We start from the raw sequence: 20,045 nt of genomic DNA on the forward strand, positions 1-20,045 counted from the left end.
GCTACCTCGCCGGCCTTCATCTACGGGCCTCAATGATCTGGATCAGAGATCTCACCCGGACCACCCCCGTGATCACGACTCGATACGCGCCCTAGTCGCCCCTGTCGTCGGAAGCAGTCGGCGACCTGCGGCGATGCTCCAAGATCCCGTCCACGCCTCGTCCACAGACCTCGACATGCGACCGCTTCGGGCTGCATCCGGCTGCACATACGCCAAGACCCCGTCCTCAGCGAAAGCGCTGGTGGCGGGGTCTTTGGGCACCTCGTGCGAAGTGCCCCCGGCAGGATTCGAACCTGCGCACACGGCTCCGGAGGCCGTTGCTCTATCCCCTGAGCTACGGGGGCGTGTCGGGCGCGGAGCTTCTTGCTCGCGGCGACGGGTAGAACACTACCAGCTCCCTCGGGGTGTTCATGAACGGGTTTAGCAAGGTCGGGGGCAGGTGCGTGAGGTCGGTGCAGGGTGGCTCGACGCCTTCCTGGGAGGGGGAAGGTCGCCCGCACGGGGTGGAAGTGGGGAAAACCCGGACGCGGTGGCCGGTCCCGACCTACTCTCGAGTTGTGCCAGGCGCCTCTGGCCGGGTGCTTGTTGTGGACGACAACAAGGTCATCCGGCAGCTGATCAGGGTCAATCTCGAGCTGGAGGGCTTCGAGGTGGTGACCGCGGCCGATGGTGCCGAGTGTCTGGATGTCGTTCATCAGGTGCGGCCCGACATGGTCACCCTCGATGTCGTCATGCCTCGGCTCGACGGGCTCCGGACCGCCGCCCGACTGCGGAGCGATCCGCGAACCAGCCATCTTCCCCTCGCCATCATCAGCGCCTGTACGCAGTTCGAGGTCGAGGCAGGCCTCCACGTCGGCGTCGACGCCTTCCTCGCCAAGCCCTTCGAGCCCGCCGAACTCGTGCGCCTCGTGCGGAAGTTGATCGAGGAGAGCGGGAAGGGAAGGGAGGCGGAGACGGGCGGCGGGGCAGCCGTTGAGGCCGAGGAGGAGTCGGCGTTCGACGGCATCCTCGGGGCTGGAGAGGCCGAGCGGGCCGGGTACGCCGGCGGCTGACCCACCCCACGGGCTTCCCTTGGCTCCGCTCCCGCCCGCTCCACCCGCTCCGCACCCCACCCGTCCACATCCCGGACCCTGCCCAAACCGGTTCGCTTACCCACCCCCCTCCTCGCCTACGCTTGTCCCGTGACCCCCGTCGAGCTCTCCCGTACCGTGCTGTGCGCGGTGCGTCGGGCTGTCGACGTGGGGGAGCTCAGCGTGACCGTTCCGGAGCGGGCCGTGGTGACCGTGCCCGGACCCGGTGGGTGTGGTGACTACGCCACCACCATCGCCCTGCAGCTCGCCCGCGCGGCCGGGCAGCCGCCACGACAGGTCGCCGAGATCCTGCGGTCCCGTCTCGCGGACGCGGACGGCGTCCTCGACGTCGCCGTCACCGGGCCCGGGTTTCTCAACATCAGCCTGCGCAGTTCCCCGTCCGCTGCCCTGGTCGGGGAGATCCTGCGGCGTGGACAGCGGTACGGACACGCCGACGGGCCCACCGGACAGGTCGTTCGGCTGCACGCCCCCCACGAGGTCCGGGCCGTGGTGGTCATGGACGTCGTCGCCCGGCTGCTGCGCTCCCAGGGGGCGCTCGTGCGCACCAGCTGCGAGGCGCGCCCCGAGCCGGAGTGGGTGGACCTCCTCGGAGTGCGGGTGGACGCGTACGGCAGGCCCGGCGCACCCACCCCGCTGGAAGGCAACGGCGACGGCAACAGTCACGGCAACGGCAACGGCAACGGCGACAGCCACGGTCACGTCGACGTCCACATACGGCCCGTACCGGCGGCCCCCGCCCCGCCCGCACCCCCAGGTGAACGCACGCCCGCACCCGCACCTCGACCAGGCAGCCCCGACGCCACCCGCTGGGCCCTCCTCCACCCCGCCGCTCACGACCGGCCCCGGATGACCGGCGAGCACCTCGTCCAGCGGGAGAGCAACCCGCTCTTCCGGGTGCGGTACGCCCATGCCCGTACCCGGGCCCTCGCTCGCAACGCCGCCGACCTGGGGTTCCACGCCGAACCCGGTGACGTGGACGCGGATGTGCGGGACGGCCTCCTCGGTGTTCTCGCCGATCATCCGCGCGTCCTCGCCCTCGCCGCGACCCAGCACGCCCCCGACCGTCTGGCCCGGCACCTCGTCACCGTCGCCGATGCCGTCCTTCCCTTCCTTCCCGCTGTTCTTCCGCGCGGCGAGGAGAAACCCTCGGCCGCCCACCGTGCCCGGCTGGCTCTTGCCGAAGCCGCCGGGGCGGTGCTGGCCGGCGGCCTGTCCCTGCTCGGCATCGACGCACCCGACCACCTCTGAGACAGCGCACAGAGAGCCCGAGAGAAGTCATGAGCCGTTCCGCACACCCCGCCGGGCCCCGTCACGCCGATGTGCTCCCCGAGGGGCACTACTCCGCCCCGCCGGCCGACCTCAACACCCTCGACCCGAAGGTGTGGGCCCAGACCGTCGGCCGGGACGCCGACGGTGTCGTCACCGTCGGCGGCCTCGACGTGAAGACCCTCGCCGAACAGCACGGCACCCCCGCCTACGTCATCGACGAGGCCGACTTCCGGTCCCGGGCCCGGGCCTGGCGGACCGCCTTCGGGCACGACGCCGACGTCTTCTACGCCGGCAAGGCCTTCCTCTCCCGGGCCGTCGTGCGCTGGCTGCACGAGGAGGGGCTCAACCTCGACGTCTGCTCCGGCGGCGAGCTCGCCACCGCCCTCTCCGCCGGCATGCCCGCCGACCGCATCGCCTTCCACGGCAACAACAAGTCCACGGAGGAGATCGAGCGGGCCGTCCGGACCGGTGTCGGACGCATCGTGCTCGACTCCTTCCAGGAGATCGTCCGCGTCGCGCACATCGCGCAGTCCCTCGGCAAGCGGCAGCGCGTCCAGATCCGCGTCACCGTCGGCGTCGAGGCGCACACGCACGAGTTCATCGCCACCGCCCACGAGGACCAGAAGTTCGGCCTTCCGCTCGCCGGCGGTCAGGCCGCCGAGGCCGTACGGCGCGCGCTTCAGCTGGACGGGCTGGAACTGATCGGGATCCACAGCCACATCGGGTCGCAGATCTTCGACATGTCCGGCTTCGAGGTCGCCGCCCACCGGGTCGTCGGGCTGCTGAAGGACATCCGGGACGAGCACGGCGTCGAGCTGCCCGAGATCGACCTCGGCGGCGGCCTGGGCATCGCCTACACGAGTGACGACGATCCCCGCGAGCCGCACGACATCGCCAAGGCCCTGACCGAGATCGTCACCCGGGAGTGCGAGGCCGCCAGGCTGCGCACCCCCCGTATCTCCGTCGAGCCCGGCCGCGCCATCGTCGGGCCGACCGCCTTCACGCTGTACGAGGTGGGCACCATCAAGCCCCTCGACGGACTGCGGACGTACGTCTCCGTCGACGGCGGCATGTCCGACAACATCCGTACGGCGTTGTACGACGCCGAGTACAGCGTGGCCCTGGTGTCCCGGACGAGCGACGCCGCGCCGATGCTCGCCCGCGTCGTCGGCAAGCACTGCGAGAGCGGTGACATCGTGGTGAAGGACGCGTTCCTGCCGGCCGACCTGGCACCGGGGGACCTCATCGCCGTACCGGCCACCGGCGCGTACTGCCGGTCCATGGCCAGCAACTACAACCACGTGCTGCGTCCGCCGGTCGTCGCGGTCCGCGACGGGATCTCCCGGGTGATCGTCCGCCGGGAGACGGAGGAGGACCTTCTCCGCCTCGACGTCGGGTGAACGGCGCCCGGGAAAGCGGTGTGGAAGATCTCCTGTCTTCCGGCCGTGTACTGATGAAATCGATGTCTCACGATCCGGACATGGGGCAGAAAGTCCCGTCCGGTGAGTGAGACTGGTCCAACCGTAGACGGTATGAGGAAACGAGGTCGGATGATGCGTACGCGTCCGCTGAAGGTGGCGCTGCTGGGCTGTGGAGTGGTCGGCTCAGAGGTGGCGCGCATCATGACGACGCACGCCGACGACCTCGCCGCCCGCATCGGCGCCCCGGTGGAGCTCGCGGGCGTGGCCGTCCGGCGGCCCGGCAAGGTCCGTGACGGCATCGACCCGGGCCTGGTCACCACCGACGCCACCGCCCTCGTCAAACGCGGCGACATCGACGTGGTGGTGGAGGTCATCGGCGGGATCGAGCCCGCTCGTGCCCTCATCACCACCGCCTTCGAGTACGGCGCCTCCGTCGTCTCCGCCAACAAGGCGCTGCTCGCCCAGGACGGCGCGGCCCTGCACGCCGCCGCCGAGGAGCACGACGCGGACCTCTACTACGAGGCCGCCGTCGCCGGTGCGATCCCGCTGATCCGCCCGCTGCGCGAGTCCCTCGCCGGCGACAAGGTCAACCGGGTGCTCGGCATCGTCAACGGGACGACCAACTTCATCCTCGACAAGATGGACAGCACGGGGGCGGGATACCAGGAAGCCCTCGACGAGGCCACCGCCCTCGGGTATGCCGAGGCGGACCCGACCGCCGACGTCGAGGGGTTCGACGCCGCCGCCAAGGCCGCCATCCTCGCCGGGATCGCGTTCCACACGCGCGTGCGCCTCGACGACGTCTACCGTGAGGGCATGACCGAGGTGACGGCGGCCGACTTCGCCTCCGCCAGGGAGATGGGCTGCACCATCAAGCTCCTCGCCATCTGCGAGCGGGCCGCGGACGGCGCCTCCGTCACCGCGCGCGTGCACCCGGCGATGATCCCGCTGTCCCACCCGCTCGCCTCGGTGCGCGGCGCGTACAACGCGGTCTTCGTGGAGTCCGACGCCTCCGGCCAGCTGATGTTCTACGGGCCGGGCGCCGGCGGCGCCCCCACCGCCTCCGCGGTGCTCGGCGACCTCGTGGCCGTCTGCCGCAACCGGCTCAACGGCTCCACCGGGCCCGGCGAGTCGGCGTACACCGCGCTGCCCGTGTCGGGCATGGGCGATGTCGTCACGCGCTACCACATCAGCCTCGACGTGGCCGACAAACCGGGCGTTCTCGCCCAGGTGGCCACCGTGTTCGCCGAGCACGGCGTGTCGATCGACACGGTTCGGCAGCAGGGGAAGGACGGCGAGGCCTCCCTCGTCGTCGTCACGCACCGCGCGTCCGACGCCGCCCTGGGCGGCGTCGTCGAGGCGTTGCGCAATCTCGACACCGTGCGTGGTGTCGCCAGCATCATGCGGGTTGAAGGAGAGTAACCAGCAATGACCCACCAGTGGCGCGGAATCATCGAGGAGTACCGGGAGCGGCTGCCGGTGTCCGACACCACGACGGTCGTGACGCTCCGCGAGGGCGGCACGCCCCTCGTGCCCGCGCAGGTGCTCTCCGAGCGCACCGGCTGCGAGGTCCACCTCAAGGTGGAGGGTGCCAACCCCACCGGGTCCTTCAAGGACCGCGGAATGACCATGGCGATCACGCGGGCCAAGGAGGAGGGCGCGAAGGCGGTCATCTGCGCCTCCACCGGCAACACGTCCGCGAGCGCCGCCGCGTACGCCGTGCGCGCCGGCATGGTGTGCGCCGTTCTCGTCCCGCAGGGCAAGATCGCGCTCGGCAAGATGGGCCAGGCGCTCGTGCACGGCGCCAAGATCCTCCAGGTCGACGGCAACTTCGACGACTGCCTCACCCTCGCCCGCGCGCTGAGCGACAACTACCCCGTGGCGCTGGTCAATTCGGTCAACCCGGTACGCATCGAGGGCCAGAAGACGGCCGCGTTCGAGATCGTGGACATGCTCGGGGACGCCCCCGACATCCACGTCCTGCCGGTGGGCAACGCGGGCAACATCACCGCGTACTGGAAGGGCTACACGGAGTACGCCGCCGACGGCATCGCCGCGCACACCCCCCGCATGTGGGGCTTCCAGGCATCCGGCAGCGCCCCGATCGTGCGCGGCGAGGTCGTCAAGGACCCGTCGACCATCGCCACCGCGATCCGCATCGGCAACCCCGCGTCCTGGCAGTACGCCCTGGCCGCGCGCGACGAGTCGGGCGGCTTCATCGACGAGGTGACGGACCGTGAGATCCTGCGCGCCTACCGGCTGTTGGCCGCGCAGGAGGGTGTCTTCGTCGAGCCCGCGTCCGCCGCGTCCGTCGCCGGTCTGCTGAAGGCGGCCGAGCAGGGCAAGGTCGACCCGGGGCAGCGGATCGTGTGCACGGTCACCGGCAACGGCCTCAAGGACCCCGACTGGGCCGTCGCCGGCGCTCCGCAGCCGGTCACCGTCCCGGTCGACGCGGCGACCGCGGCCGAGCGCCTCGGCCTGGTCTGACCAGGCATAACCCGGGCCCGACGGGGGAATCCCCAGGAGGGGTGCACAGGGGGCTTACGACACGCATCGTGCGCCGCCTGTGCGCCCTATGTCGCCACAGAACCTTCCTTCGATAGGCTGTACCGAACCCGCCCGCCGCATATGCCCTCGCATATGGCCGGGTGCCGCGCCGTCTCCGCGGCCCGGAAGCGGTCCCAGGGGTCCCAGAAGGCCCCGGGGCCTCCCGTACGTATCGAACGTCTTCGACGATCACGCAGCTCAAGGAGAGTCATCGAGCGATGGCCGGTCCAGCTTTCCGTGCCGCCGCCGTCCGGGTGCGCACCCCCGCCACCAGCGCCAACCTCGGCCCGGGCTTCGACGCCCTCGGCCTGTCGCTGGGGCTCTACGACGACGTGGTCGTCCGGGTGGCCGACTCCGGGCTGCACATCGACATCGCGGGTGAGGGCAGCGAGACGCTCCCGCGGGACGAGAACCACCTTCTCGTACGGTCCCTGCGGACCGCCTTCGATCTGCTGGGCGGACAGCCGCGCGGCCTGGAGATCGTCTGCGCGAACCGCATCCCGCACGGCCGGGGCCTGGGCTCCTCCTCGGCCGCCATCTGCGCCGGCATCGTCGCCGCGCGCGCCGTGACCATAGGCGGCGACTCCCGGCTCGACGACGCCGCGCTGCTGGAGCTCGCCACCGAGATCGAGGGCCACCCCGACAACGTGGCGGCCTGTCTGCTCGGCGGCTTCACCCTCTCCTGGATGGAGGCCGGAGCGGCGCGGGCGATCAGGATGGAGCCCGTCGGTTCCATCGTTCCGGTGGTTTTCGTGCCCGGCAAGCCGGTCCTGACGGAGACCGCGCGCGGACTGCTCCCGCGCACCGTGCCGCACGTCGACGCGGCCGCCAACGCCGGCCGCGCCGCCCTGCTCGTCGAGGCCCTCACCCGCCGCCCCGAACTGCTGCTGCCCGCCACCGAGGACCGGCTCCACCAGGAGTACCGCGCCCCCGCCATGCCGGAGAGCGCAGCGCTGGTGGAACGGCTGCGGGCCGACGGAGTCCCGGCGGTGATCTCCGGAGCGGGACCCACGGTGCTGGCCCTCGTCGACGAGGAAAGCGCCGACAAGGTCGCCCATCTGGCGGGCGAGGGCTGGGCCGCCAACCGGCTGGCCTTCGACGCCCAAGGGGCGAGCGTGCTTCCGCTCGCGGCCTCCAGTGACATGTGAAAGCCGGCGGTTGCCGGATTTCGAGAGGGGGAATGTTTGTTGGATCCGGTAGTGTTAACCTCAAGTCTGCACCCGACCCCACCATGGCGAGGTGCTTCGTGTCCCCGTCCGGGACAGACATTCTTCCGGGAGCCTCCCAAGCCGCACTGTGTTCTGTACGTCGTACGCGAGCAGTACGTCGTACGCCAGCACTGAGCGACGTGCCGGGCACGCTCCGGAACCGGTGCGACCAAGCCACGTGACACGGACACTCAGTGCCACTGCTTCGGGAAGCGCCGTCACCACATTCCTCCGCCGCTTAGGCGGACCACCGCCCCGGCACGGTCCACACAGCAAGGACCGAAGCCGGACAGCACAACCGGTCGCCGAGCCAGACAGGCCGACGTCCGCTCCAGGGAAGGACCCTTCGTGAGCGACACCACCGATCTGATGGGCGCACGTGTCGAGGAGACCGCTGCCGCGCCCTCCACGGACGCCTCCGCGCCTGCCACCGGTGCCGGCTCCCGGCGGCGCCGCGGTACCGGCCTCGAGGGCATGGTGCTGGCCGAGCTGCAGCAGGTCGCATCCGGCCTCGGCATCAGGGGCACCGCGCGCATGCGCAAGAGCCAGCTGATCGAGGTCATCAAGGAGGCGCAGGCCGGGGGCGCCCCCCAGGCCGCCCCGGCCGCCAAGGCCGACGCCACCGAGACCAAGCCGAAGCGCCGGGCCACCTCCAAGGCCCGGACCGGCGACGACGCCGCTCCCGCCGCGGAGAAGAAGGCGGCCGCCAAGGCCGAGGCCCCCGCCGAGAAGGCCGTGGCGCAGCAGCAGATCGAGATTCCCGGCCAGCCGGCCGGAGGCCCGTCCCGCGATGGGGGCACCTCCCGCGCGGGAGAGGCCGAGCGCGGGGGAGACGACGCTCCCGGGGAGCGCCGCCGCCGCCGTGCCACCGCCGAGGCCGGCAGCCCCGAGACGCTCATCGCCGAGCCGAAGACCGAGGCGAAGGCCGAGACGTCCGGACAGGCGCAGCCGCAGGGCGACGCCGGTGACGGCGCCGAGGGCCGCCGCCGCGACCGCCGTGAGCGCGGCCGTGACCGTGCCGAGCGGGGCGACCGTGCCGAGCGCGGTGACCGTGCCGAGCGCGGTGACCGTGCCGAGCGCGGGGACCGTGGCGACCGAGGTGAGCGCCGCAAGGGCGACGACCAGCAGGGCGGCCAGGGTGGCGGCCAGCAGCGTCAGGACCGCCAGCAGCAGAGCGGCGGCCGTCAGGACCGGCAGGACCGCCAGGACCGCCAGCGGGACAACGGTCCGCAGGACGACGACGACTTCGAGGGCGGCCGGCGCGGCCGGCGCGGCCGTTACCGGGACCGTCGTGGCCGTCGTGGCCGCGAGGAGTTCGGCCCCAACGAGCCGCAGGTCGCCGATGACGACGTCCTGATCCCCGTCGCGGGCATCCTCGACATCCTCGACAACTACGCCTTCATCCGGACGTCGGGCTACCTGCCGGGCCCCAACGACGTGTACGTCTCGCTCGCCCAGGTCCGCAAGAACGGCCTGCGCAAGGGCGACCACGTCACCGGCGCGGTCCGTCAGCCCAAGGACGGCGAGCGCCGCGAGAAGTTCAACGCGCTGGTCCGCCTGGACTCCCAGAACGGCATGGCGCCCGAATCCGGGCGCGGGCGGCCGGAGTTCAACAAGCTGACGCCGCTGTACCCGCAGGACCGCCTCCGCCTGGAGACGGACCCGGGCATCCTCACCACCCGCATCATCGACCTCGTCGCGCCGATCGGTAAGGGCCAGCGCGGTCTGATCGTGGCCCCGCCGAAGACCGGCAAGACCATGATCATGCAGGCCATCGCCAACGCGATCACGCACAACAACCCCGAGTGCCACCTGATGGTCGTCCTGGTCGACGAGCGTCCGGAAGAGGTCACCGACATGCAGCGGTCGGTCAAGGGCGAGGTCATCTCCTCGACCTTCGACCGCCCGGCCGAGGACCACACCACGGTCGCCGAGCTCGCCATCGAGCGCGCCAAGCGGCTGGTGGAGCTGGGCCACGACGTGGTCGTGCTGCTCGACTCGATCACGCGTCTGGGCCGTGCGTACAACCTCGCCGCGCCCGCCTCCGGCCGCATCCTGTCCGGTGGTGTCGACTCGACCGCCCTGTACCCGCCGAAGCGCTTCTTCGGTGCGGCCCGCAACATCGAGGACGGCGGCTCGCTGACCATCCTCGCCACCGCGCTGGTGGACACCGGGTCCCGCATGGACGAGGTCATCTTCGAGGAGTTCAAGGGCACCGGCAACGCCGAGCTCAAGCTCGACCGGAAGCTCGCCGACAAGCGTGTCTTCCCGGCGGTGGACGTGGACGCGTCCGGTACCCGTAAGGAAGAGCTCCTGCTCGGCAGCGACGAACTCGCCATCACCTGGAAGCTGCGTCGCGTGCTGCACGCGCTCGACCAGCAGCAGGCGATCGAGCTGCTGCTCGACAAAATGCGGCAGACGAAGTCGAACGCCGAGTTCCTGCTGCAGATCCAGAAGACGACGCCGACGCCGGGAAACGGTGACTAGTCGCCGCTGAACCTCTTGTGGCACTGAGGGCCGCCCCGTTCACGGGGCGGCCCTTCCTGCCGCACGGAGGGCGGTTGCCGACATGGCCGTCACGGGCGGCAGCGAGATGTCGGCCACAAGGGGCGCCGCCGGGGTCGAGGTCCGGCCATACCGCGACTGTGGCTGAAACCGCTGGTGAACGCCGTGTGTCCGGAAGGGGCCATGACGCACCGTGGCCGGTGACGCACAGAAGGACCACAGCTCGTCGTGCAACCCTTTCCCGGGTTCCGCCGTCTGACTCGGCGGAGTGACGATGGAGCGGTACTGGTCCGTCGCGACCGCGCCTGACCCTGAAAGCAGGGGGTATCCGACCGGACGGGATTCGAGGAGCACATGTCCGCCGAGAGCACGCCGGAGCCCGCCATACCGGGTGAGTCCGGCACCACCGGGCGCCATCGCGTCAAAGGCAGCCGCCGCAAGCCCCCGGGCCGGGGCAAGGGCTTCCTGATCATGGCCTGGACCGCGGCGGGCATCGTCGTCCTGGGCGGCACCGGTGCCGGGTTCCTGTACTTCAGGCTCAACAGCAACATCAAGAGCGTCGACATCGACTCCGCCCTCGGCACCGACCGGCCCGTCAAGGTCGACAACGGCTCCGAGAACATCCTCGTCCTCGGCTCGGACACCCGCTCCGGCAGCAACCAGAAGCTCGGCGGCGGCCCCGACGACGGCAGCGCCCGCTCCGACACCGCGATGGTCGTGCACGTCTACGAGGGCCACAAGAAGGCCAGCGTGGTCTCCATCCCGCGCGACACCGTCATCGACCGGCCCGAGTGCACCGACACCAAGGGCGGCACGCACGACGCCGCGTCCGGCGTGATGTTCAACTCCGCGTACACCACCGGCGGCGCCGCCTGCGCGGTGAAGACGGTCGAGTCCCTCAGCGGCGTCCGCATGGACCACTATCTGGAGGTCGACTTCAGCGGCTTCCAGAAGCTCATCGACGAACTCGGCGGAGTCGAGGTCACCACCACCAAGGACATCAAGGACGACGACAGCCACCTCGACCTGAAGGCCGGCACGCACCAGCTCGACGGCGAGCAGGCCCTCGGCCTGGTCCGCACCCGGCACGGCGTCGGCGACGGCTCCGACCTCGGCCGCATCCAGCTCCAGCAGGCCTTCATGAAGGCGCTGATCAACCAGGTCAAGAGCGTCGACCTGTTCGGCGACCCCAAGAAGCTGTACGACCTCGCCAGCACCGCGACCAAGACCGTGACGACCGACTCCGACCTCGGCTCGGTCAACTCGCTCATGTCCTTCGCCAGCGGGCTCAAGGGCATCGGCTCCTCGGACATGCACATGGTGACCATGCCGGTCCAGTACGACCCGGCGAACCCGAACCGCGTCATCGTCCGGGAGACCCAGGCCGAGCAGGTGTGGGCCGCCCTCAAGAACGACAAGGCGATTCCGGAGTCGGCCACCGAGGGCACGGCCACCGGCGACGCCGACGGCGTGGTCAGCGCCGGCTAGAGGGCGTGTTTCGTGACACCCCGGCTGCGCTCCGTGGGCGCGGCCGGGGTGCACCGGCCTGCGGGAATAGATCACCCCGGCCCCCGGTTTGGGTGGATGGCACCAGTCCTGGCAGACTGGTACGTCGGCTCCGGTTCACGCTCCCGCATCCCGCGGCTGCGACCCGGCGCCCTCCCGAAACTAGGAGACACCTTGAAGCGCGACATCCACCCCACGTACGTCGAGACGCAGGTCAGCTGCACCTGTGGCGCGTCGTTCACCACCCGCAGCACCATCGAGGGCGGCGCGATCCGTGCCGACGTGTGCTCCGAGTGCCACCCGTTCTACACGGGCAAGCAGAAGATCCTCGACACCGGTGGCCGCGTGGCCCGCTTCGAGGCCCGCTTCGGCAAGGCTGCCGGCTCCAAGAAGTAGCGAGCCCCATTTCGCCGGTCCACGGTCGCGCCCCTTTCCCGGGCGCACCGGGACCGGCGTTTTTGGTCGCCCGTCCTCCCCTTCCCGCAGTACAGGAGCCGAAAGATGTTCGAGGCCGTCGAGGAACTCGTCGCCGAGCACGCCGAACTGGAGACGAAGCTCGCCGACCCCTCGGTCCACTCCGACCAGGCCAACGCGCGCAAGCTGAACAAGCGGTACGCCGAGCTCACCCCGATCGTCGCCACGTACCGCTCCTGGAAGCAGACCGGCGACGACATCGAGACCGGGCGTGAGTACGCCGCCGTGGACCCCGATTTCGCCGCCGAGGTCAAGGAGCTGGAGAGGCAGCGCGAGGAGCTGACGGAGAAGCTGCGTCTGCTGCTCGTCCCGCGCGACCCCAACGACGACAAGGACGTCATCCTGGAGGTCAAGGCGGGCGCGGGCGGCGACGAGTCGGCCCTGTTCGCCGGCGACCTGCTGCGGATGTACCTGCGCTACGCGGAGCGCGTCGGCTGGAAGACCGAGATCATCGACGCCACCGAGTCCGAGCTGGGCGGCTACAAGGACGTCCAGGTCGCCGTGAAGACCAAGGGCGGCCAGGGTGCCACCGAACCCGGCCAGGGCGTGTGGGCCCGCCTGAAGTACGAGGGCGGCGTGCACCGCGTGCAGCGGGTGCCGGCCACGGAGTCCCAGGGCCGTATCCACACCTCGGCGGCCGGTGTCCTCGTGACGCCCGAGGCGGAGGAGGTCGACGTCGAGATCAACGCGAACGACCTGCGCATCGACGTGTACCGCTCCTCCGGGCCCGGCGGCCAGTCCGTCAACACCACCGACTCCGCCGTGCGCATCACACACATCCCGACCGGAGTCGTCGCCTCCTGCCAGAACGAGAAGAGCCAGCTGCAGAACAAGGAGCAGGCGATGCGTATCCTGCGCTCCAGGCTGCTCGCCGCGGCGCAGGAGGAGGCGGAGAAGGAAGCCGCCGACGCCCGCCGCAGCCAGGTCCGCACGGTCGACCGCTCCGAGAAGATCCGCACGTACAACTTCCCGGAGAACCGCATCTCGGACCACCGGGTCGGCTTCAAGGCGTACAACCTGGACCAGGTCCTGGACGGCGACCTCGACGCGGTGATCCAGGCCTGCGTCGACGCGGACTCGGCGGCGAAGCTGGCGGTCGCGTAAGCGCGCAAGGACGTACCCACGCACGAGGACGACACGGAGGACTTGCGTGCAGCAATCATTTGGGGGGCGACCCCCGAACCCCCGAGGTGTGCTGCTCGCTGAGGTAGCTCAGGCCACCCAGCGGCTGGCCGACGCCGGCGTGCCCTCGCCGCGCAACGACGCGGAGGAGCTCGCCGCGTTCGTGCACGGCGTGAAGCGGGGCGAGCTGCACTCCGTGAAGGACGCGGACTTCGACGCCCGCTACTGGGAGGTCATCGCCCGGCGTGAGCAGCGCGAGCCGTTGCAGCACATCACCGGGCGGGCCTTCTTCCGCTACCTGGAACTCCAGGTCGGGCCCGGGGTGTTCGTGCCCCGTCCCGAGACGGAGTCGGTCGTCGGCTGGGCCATAGACGCCGTCCGCGCGATGGACGTGGTGGAGCCGTCGATCGTCGACCTGTGCACCGGCTCCGGCGCCATCGCGCTCGCCCTCGCCCAGGAGGTCCCGCGCTCCCGGGTGCACGCCGTGGAGCTGTCCGAGGACGCCCTGGTGTGGACCCGCAAGAACATGGAGGGCTCCCGGGTCGACCTGCGGCAGGGCAACGCCCTGGACGCCTTCCCGGACCTCGACGGCCAGATCGACCTGGTCATCTCCAACCCGCCGTACATCCCGCTCACCGAATGGGAGTACGTCGCTCCCGAGGCGCGGGACTACGACCCCCAGCTCGCCCTGTTCTCGGGCGAGGACGGCCTCGACCTGATCCGGGGCATCGAACGCACCGCACACCGTCTCCTGCGCCCCGGCGGGGTCGTCGTCATCGAGCACGCCGACACCCAGGGCGGCCAGGTGCCGTGGATCTTCACCGAGGAGCGGGGCTGGGCCGACGCGGCCGACCACCCCGACCTCAACAACCGCCCGCGCTTCGCGACGGCCCGCAAGGCGACGCCGTGAGCGCCCCGCAGACTGTTTCCCCGAAGTACGTGTACGAGGAGGCCCGCTAGACATGGCACGGCGATACGACACCAACGACGCGACCGACCGCTCGACCGGTCTGCGCGAAGCCGCGTCCGCCGTCCGCCGTGGCGAGCTCGTGGTGCTGCCGACCGACACGGTGTACGGCATCGGCGCCGACGCGTTCTCCCCGGAAGCGGTGCACGACCTGCTGGAGGCCAAGGGCCGGGGCCGCAACATGCCCACCCCCGTCCTCATCGGCTCCCCGAACACGCTGCACGGCCTCGTCACGGACTTCTCCGAGCTGGCCTGGGAACTCGTCGATGCGTTCTGGCCGGGCGCGCTCACCCTGGTCGCCAGGCACCAGCCGTCGCTCCAGTGGGACCTGGGCGACACCCGGGGCACGGTCGCCGTCCGGATGCCGCTGCACCCGGTCGCCATCGAGCTGCTGACCGAGGTCGGCCCGATGGCGGTCTCCTCCGCGAACCTGACGGGCCACCCCGCGCCGGAGGACTGTGACGCGGCCCAGGAGATGCTCGGCGACTCGGTGTCGGTCTACCTGGACGGCGGGCCCACCCCCGGCAACGTCCCGTCCTCGATCGTCGACGTCACCCGCGAGGTGCCGCTGCTGCTGCGTGCGGGCGCGCTCTCCGCGGAGGAGCTCAGGAAGGTCGTACCCGACCTCGAGGTGGCGAATTGACGGCCCCTGACGCGGGGCGTGGCATATGGGACGGGGAAGAGACGCGGACCTTCACAGGGCTCCCGCGTGACAGCTTCCGCATCCTCCACGTCAGCACCGGCAACGTGTGCCGCTCGCCGATCACCGAGCGGCTGACCCGGCACGCCCTGGCGGAACGGCTCGGAGACCCCCTGTGGGGCGGGATGATCGTGGAGAGCGCCGGCACCTGGGGCCACGAGGGCGCGCCCATGGAGGCCAACGCGGAGACCGTGCTGGCCGACTTCGGCGCGGACGCCTCCGGCTTCACCGGCCGCGAGCTCCTCGACGAGCACGTCATCATGGCCGACCTGGTCCTGACGGCCACCCGCGACCACCGCGCCCAGGTCATCTCCATGGGCCACTCGGCGGGGCTGCGCACCTTCACCCTGAAGGAGTTCACCCGCCTGGTGAAGGCGATAGACCCCGCGACCCTGCCACCCCTGGAGGACGGCGTCGTCGCCCGCGCGCGGGCGCTGGTCCGCGCCGCCGCCGCGCTGCGCGGGTGGCTGCTGGCCCCGACCGCCGAGGCGGACGAGGTGTACGACCCCTACGGGGCGCCGCTGCCGTTCTTCCGGTCGATCGGGGACGAGATACACCAGGCGCTGGATCCCGTCGTCACCGCGCTCACCGGCGTCCCCGCAAGGACGTAACAACCGAGCACCCCATCCGTCCCGGGCCTACATTGGACGTACGTCACCGTCGACGCCCGGAGTTCGCCATGTCGGTCACCCATGCCCCCGAGACCGTAGAGACCGTCGAGACCGTCGATGTGCTGCGTCGGCAGGACCCCGAGCTGGCCGAGATCCTGCTCGGGGAAGCCGACCGGCAGGCGACGACGCTGCAACTCGTCGCCGCCGAGAACTTCACCTCCCCGGCCGTGCTGGCCGCCCTCGGCTCGCCGCTCGCGAACAAGTACGCGGAGGGGTATCCGGGAGCCCGGTACCACGGCGGCTGCGAGATCGTCGACGTGGCCGAGCGGATCGCCGTGGAACGGGCCAAGGCCCTGTTCGGGGCCGAACACGCCAACGTCCAGGCCCACTCCGGGTCGTCGGCCGTGCTGGCCGCGTACGCCGCCCTGCTGCGGCCCGGCGACACCGTCCTCGCCCTCGGCCTGCCCTACGGCGGTCACCTCACGCACGGCTCGCCCGCCAACTTCTCCGGCCGCTGGTTCGACTTCGTCGGATACGGGGTGGACGCGGAGACCGGGCTCATCGAGTACGACCAGGTGCGCGCCCTCGCCCGCGCACACCGGCCCAAGGCGATCGTGTGCGGGTCCATCGCCTACCCCCGCCACATCGACCACGCCTTCTTCCGCGAGGTCGCCGACGAGGTGGGCGCGTATCTCATCGCCGACGCCGCGCACTGCATCGGGCTCGTCGCCGGGGGAGCGGCGCCCAGCCCGGTGCCGTACGCCGACATCGTGTGCGCCACCACGCACAAGGTGCTGCGCGGGCCGCGCGGCGGAATGCTCCTGTGCGGCGCCGACCTCGCCGAACGGGTCGACCGGGCCGTCTTCCCGTTCACCCAGGGCGGTGCGCAGATGCACACCATCGCCGCCAAGGCGGTCGCGTTCGGCGAGGCGGCGACACCGGCGTTCACGGCGTACGCCCATCAGGTGGTCGCCAACGCGCGGGTGCTCGCGGCCGGGCTGGCCGCGGAGGGGCTCGTCGTCACCACCGGCGGGACCGACACCCATCTGGTGACGGCCGACCCGGCGCCGCTCGGTGCCGACGGACGCACCGCCCGCGGCCGGCTCGCCGCCGCCGGAATGGTGCTGGACTGCTGCGCGCTGCCGCACACCGACGCCCGCGGCCTGCGCCTGGGGACGGCCGCGGTGACCACGCAGGGCATGCGGGAGGTGGAGATGGCACGGATCGCCGTCCTGTTCGGACAGGTGCTCAGGGGTGAGGTGGAGAACCAGAAGGCACGTGAAGAAGTGCGGGAGCTGGCCGGGAGATTCCCGCCGTATCCCGGCTGAACCGGGGTAGGCGCCGATCCGTGCACAGCCACACGTGCAACCATCGTCGCTACCCGGAAGTCCCCAACCGTAAGCGTGCATCGCTAGTGTGTGGGGCTGTGATGGCCAGCGAGACCTGTGGGGAAGCCCGTGCGTGAATACCTGCTGACGCTCTGCATCACGGCCGCGGTGACGTATCTGCTGACAGGGCCGGTACGGAAGTTCGCGATCGTGGCCGGGGCGATGCCGGAGATCCGGGCCCGTGACGTGCACCGGGAGCCCACTCCGAGGCTCGGCGGGATCGCCATGTTCTTCGGCCTGTGCGCGGGACTGCTGGTCGCCGACCACCTCGCCAACCTCAACGAGGTCTTCTCCAAGTCCAACGAACCGCGCGCCCTGCTCTCCGGCGCGGCCCTGATCTGGCTGATCGGTGTCCTGGACGACAAGTTCGAGATCGACGCCCTGATCAAGCTGGGCGGGCAGATGATCGCGGCCGGCGTGATGGTCATGCAGGGTCTGACCATCCTGTGGCTGCCCATCCCGGGCGTCGGCTCGGTCGCGCTGACCCAGTGGCAGGGCACCCTGCTGACGGTCGCCCTCGTCGTCATCACCATCAACGCCGTCAACTTCGTCGACGGCCTCGACGGCCTCGCGGCCGGCATGGTGTGCATCGCCTCGGCCGCGTTCTTCCTGTACGCCTACCGCGTCTGGGTGTCGTACGGCATCGAGGCCGCCGCCCCGGCCACGCTGTTCGCGGCGATCCTGATGGGCATGTGCCTGGGCTTCATGCCGCACAACATGCACCCCGCGCGGATCTTCATGGGTGACTCCGGCTCGATGCTCATCGGCCTGGTGCTGGCGGCCGGCGCCATCTCCATCACCGGGCAGGTCGACCCGGACGCGCTCAAGCTGTTCGCCGGGTCCGAGCAGGCGGCCGTGCACCAGACGGTCCCCGTGTACATCCCGCTGCTGCTGCCGCTGACGATCATCGCGATCCCGGCCGCGGACCTGGTGCTGGCCATCGTGCGCCGCACCTGGCGCGGCCAGTCGCCGTTCGCGGCGGACCGGGGCCACCTGCACCACCGCCTGCTGGAGGTCGGCCACTCGCACAGCCGCGCGGTGCTGATCATGTACTTCTGGTCCGCGCTGATCGCCTTCGGCGCGCTCGCCTACTCGGTCAACTCGGCGTCCATGTGGATCGTGCTCAGTGTCGTGTTCCTCAGCGCGATCGGACTGATCCTGCTCCTGCTGCCCCGCTTCACCCCGCGCGCCCCGCGCTGGGCCGAGCACCTGGTGCCGCCGCGCTACCGCCGGCGCGGCGAGGCCACCGTGGAGGAGCTGGCGTCGGCGTCCTCGGCGGCGGAGGAGGAGAGCCGCGCCCCGGTGGCGGCGGGAGTGGCGGGTGTCAACGGGGCGACCGCCCTCGGTGCCCGTTCGCGCGTCCTGGAAGGGCGGAAGCCGGGACCTCGCGCTGACGGGGACAAGGTAAGAATCTGACTAGAGCATTGCCAAGTCGTGGGGAAGCAAAGCTCCCCAATACCAGACAAGTCACCCCGGTTCCCGCACAGACGCGCAGTGTCACTCTCATGTGTGACACCGGGCACACCCACTTGGTAAAGACCGCATCAAATAGTTTGTGATACGGTTCACGAGAACCCCGGATAGAGCCGAAGGACCGCAGTGCGACGGTCCATTGGCGCGAGGTCTCGACACTCGGCCCGGGGACTACGCTCGTCCATGACGACACCCCTGCCCCCCTGCGAAAGCGGAGTTGCCGCCATGCCGTCCAACGACGTCCGGAACCTACTGCAGACCGCCGTGCCCACGGCTGCGGTCGGCGTGGTCACCGTCGCCGTCAGCGGTGTGGTCGCCGGTGGCGAGGGTGCGATCGGTGCGGCCGTCGGCACTCTGCTGGCCGTCCTCTTCATGGGAATCGGCCTCTACGTCCTGCAGTGGACGGCCAAAACGCTTCCGCAGTTGTTCCAGGCCATGGGGCTGATGCTCTACGTGGCTCAACTCCTGCTCCTCATGATCTTCGTGGCCCTCTTCAAGGACACGTCTCTCTTCAGCCCGAAGGCGTTCGCGATCTCGCTGGTCGTGGCGACCGTCGTGTGGATGGCCGCACAGGCCCGTGCGCACATGAAGGTCAAGATCTTCTACATCGATCCGGAACCCGAGAAGAGCGACAAGCCCGAGAAGTCAGGGTCCTCGTCGTGAGGGGTAGGGCCGGGATAAAGGCGTGTGAGATCTCCTGCTATCGTCCGGTGCCAACTGCGGCATCGCGGGCGCGGGCATCTGAGCTGACGCCTGCTCAATCGCGAGGCTTGATGCCCGACAGCCGCCCCCACATCCGTAACACCTGTCCAGTGCCGACCCGCGGCTGTGTGCCGCGCCGACACAACGAGGTTGCCGTACCTATGCGTCACGCCGAAGGAGCCCGCGGTGAGTGCTGACCAGACCCAGCTCGCCTTTGACTGGAGCTGTCGGATCATGTCCGACGGGTGTGGCTTCCCGGCTCCGGGCCTGCACTCGTTCCTGTTCCAGCCCATCGCCACGGTCGGCGGGTTCGAGTTCAACAAGGTGATGCTGCTCGCGCTCATCACCACTGTTCTCGTCATCGGGTTCTTCTGGGCGGCCTTCGGCAAGGCGAAGGTGGTGCCGGGCAAGCTGCAGATGGTGGGCGAAGCCGGATACGACTTCGTACGCCGAGGCATCGTCTACGAGACCCTCGGAAAGCGGGAGGGCGAAAAGTACGTTCCGCTCATGGTCTCGCTGTTCTTCTTCATCTGGATCATGAACATCTGGTCCGTGATCCCGCTCGCACAGTTCCCGGTGTCGTCGATCATCGCGTTCCCCGCGGTGCTGGCCGCCCTGGTGTACGTGGTGTGGGTCTCGGTGACCTTCAAGCGCCACGGATTCGTGGGCTTCTTCAAGAACGTCACCGGCTACGACAAGTCGCTCGGCCCGGTGCTGCCGCTCGTGATGGTCATCGAGTTCTTCTCGAACCTGATCGTCCGCCCGTTCACCCACGCCGTCCGGCTCTTCGCCAACATGTTCGCCGGGCACCTGATGCTGGTCATGTTCACGGTCGCCTCCTGGTACCTGCTGAACAGTTGGATGATCCCCGCCGCCGGTGTCTCCTTCATCATGACCATGGTCATGATCCTCTTCGAGCTTTTCGTCCAGGCCGTCCAGGCGTACGTCTTCGTCCTGCTGGCCTGTTCGTACATTCAGGGCGCTCTCGCCGAGCACCACTGAGTCCCGCCCCACCCACCCTGATCGTCCGGTGACCAACTCCCACCGGTCCGTAAAGAGAA

The 20,045-nt window shown here is 70.2% G+C and carries 17 protein-coding genes and 1 tRNA gene; 17 read left to right on the top strand and 1 reads right to left on the bottom strand.

Annotation, left to right across the window (positions count from 1 at the left end):
* Positions 1–272: 272 nt before the first annotated feature.
* Positions 273–344 (bottom strand) — tRNA-Arg (locus ACWD0J_RS32500).
* Between the two features lie 159 nt (positions 345–503).
* Between ACWD0J_RS32500 and ACWD0J_RS32505 the strand changes: the two genes are divergently transcribed.
* From ACWD0J_RS32505 to atpB, 17 genes are all read left to right on the top strand, one after another.
* Complete coding sequence (locus tag ACWD0J_RS32505) at positions 504–1,052, top strand: response regulator (RefSeq protein ID WP_451499443.1); 549 nt, start codon at positions 504–506, stop codon at positions 1,050–1,052.
* A 129-nt stretch (positions 1,053–1,181) separates the two neighbouring features.
* Positions 1,182–2,339, top strand: a complete 1,158-nt coding sequence (nrtL, locus tag ACWD0J_RS32510; RefSeq protein ID WP_451499444.1) for an ArgS-related anticodon-binding protein NrtL — start codon at positions 1,182–1,184, stop codon at positions 2,337–2,339.
* Positions 2,340–2,368: 29 nt separating this feature from the next.
* Positions 2,369–3,760 carry a diaminopimelate decarboxylase gene (lysA, locus tag ACWD0J_RS32515; protein ID WP_451499445.1) on the top strand — a complete coding sequence of 464 codons (1,392 nt, stop codon included), beginning with the start codon at positions 2,369–2,371 and terminating at the stop codon, positions 3,758–3,760.
* A gap of 150 nt (positions 3,761–3,910) precedes the next feature.
* Positions 3,911–5,203, top strand: a complete 1,293-nt coding sequence (locus tag ACWD0J_RS32520; RefSeq protein ID WP_451499446.1) for a homoserine dehydrogenase — start codon at positions 3,911–3,913, stop codon at positions 5,201–5,203.
* A 6-nt stretch (positions 5,204–5,209) separates the two neighbouring features.
* Entirely contained in the window at positions 5,210–6,268 is a 1,059-nt protein-coding gene (thrC, locus tag ACWD0J_RS32525) for a threonine synthase (protein WP_451499447.1), read from the top strand.
* 278 nt (positions 6,269–6,546) lie between these two features.
* Positions 6,547–7,476: a homoserine kinase gene (gene thrB, locus ACWD0J_RS32530; RefSeq protein ID WP_451499448.1), complete on the top strand. Its 930-nt coding sequence runs from the start codon at positions 6,547–6,549 to the stop codon at positions 7,474–7,476.
* A gap of 408 nt (positions 7,477–7,884) precedes the next feature.
* On the top strand, positions 7,885–10,023 hold the full coding sequence (rho, locus tag ACWD0J_RS32535; RefSeq protein WP_451499449.1) for a transcription termination factor Rho: 2,139 nt from the start codon (positions 7,885–7,887) through the stop codon (positions 10,021–10,023).
* Between the two features lie 372 nt (positions 10,024–10,395).
* Entirely contained in the window at positions 10,396–11,529 is a 1,134-nt protein-coding gene (locus ACWD0J_RS32540) for an LCP family protein (RefSeq protein ID WP_451499450.1), read from the top strand.
* Between the two features lie 192 nt (positions 11,530–11,721).
* On the top strand, positions 11,722–11,943 hold the full coding sequence (gene rpmE / locus ACWD0J_RS32545) for a 50S ribosomal protein L31 (protein WP_451499451.1): 222 nt from the start codon (positions 11,722–11,724) through the stop codon (positions 11,941–11,943).
* Positions 11,944–12,048: 105 nt separating this feature from the next.
* Positions 12,049–13,125 (top strand): peptide chain release factor 1, encoded by a 1,077-nt coding sequence (prfA, locus tag ACWD0J_RS32550; protein ID WP_451499452.1) that lies wholly within the window; start codon positions 12,049–12,051, stop codon positions 13,123–13,125.
* Positions 13,126–13,213: 88 nt separating this feature from the next.
* Positions 13,214–14,053, top strand: a complete 840-nt coding sequence (gene prmC, locus ACWD0J_RS32555; RefSeq protein ID WP_451499453.1) for a peptide chain release factor N(5)-glutamine methyltransferase — start codon at positions 13,214–13,216, stop codon at positions 14,051–14,053.
* Positions 14,054–14,105: 52 nt separating this feature from the next.
* A complete protein-coding gene (locus tag ACWD0J_RS32560; RefSeq protein ID WP_451499454.1) occupies positions 14,106–14,753 on the top strand; it encodes an L-threonylcarbamoyladenylate synthase in 648 nt (215 codons plus the stop codon).
* Positions 14,750–15,421 carry an arsenate reductase/protein-tyrosine-phosphatase family protein gene (locus tag ACWD0J_RS32565; protein ID WP_451499455.1) on the top strand — a complete coding sequence of 224 codons (672 nt, stop codon included), beginning with the start codon at positions 14,750–14,752 and terminating at the stop codon, positions 15,419–15,421. The genes ACWD0J_RS32560 and ACWD0J_RS32565 overlap by 4 nt, the downstream gene beginning before the upstream one ends.
* Before the next feature lie 68 nt (positions 15,422–15,489).
* Positions 15,490–16,749, top strand: coding sequence for a serine hydroxymethyltransferase (locus tag ACWD0J_RS32570; protein WP_451499456.1), 1,260 nt, complete (start codon positions 15,490–15,492; stop codon positions 16,747–16,749).
* A 129-nt stretch (positions 16,750–16,878) separates the two neighbouring features.
* On the top strand, positions 16,879–18,225 hold the full coding sequence (locus ACWD0J_RS32575; RefSeq protein WP_451499457.1) for an MraY family glycosyltransferase: 1,347 nt from the start codon (positions 16,879–16,881) through the stop codon (positions 18,223–18,225).
* 282 nt (positions 18,226–18,507) lie between these two features.
* Entirely contained in the window at positions 18,508–18,945 is a 438-nt protein-coding gene (locus tag ACWD0J_RS32580) for a hypothetical protein (protein WP_451499458.1), read from the top strand.
* Between the two features lie 273 nt (positions 18,946–19,218).
* Positions 19,219–19,986: a F0F1 ATP synthase subunit A gene (gene atpB, locus ACWD0J_RS32585; RefSeq protein WP_451499476.1), complete on the top strand. Its 768-nt coding sequence runs from the start codon at positions 19,219–19,221 to the stop codon at positions 19,984–19,986.
* Positions 19,987–20,045 lie beyond the last annotated feature (59 nt).

The sequence above is a fragment of the Streptomyces sp. NPDC003011 genome, assembly GCF_053591515.1.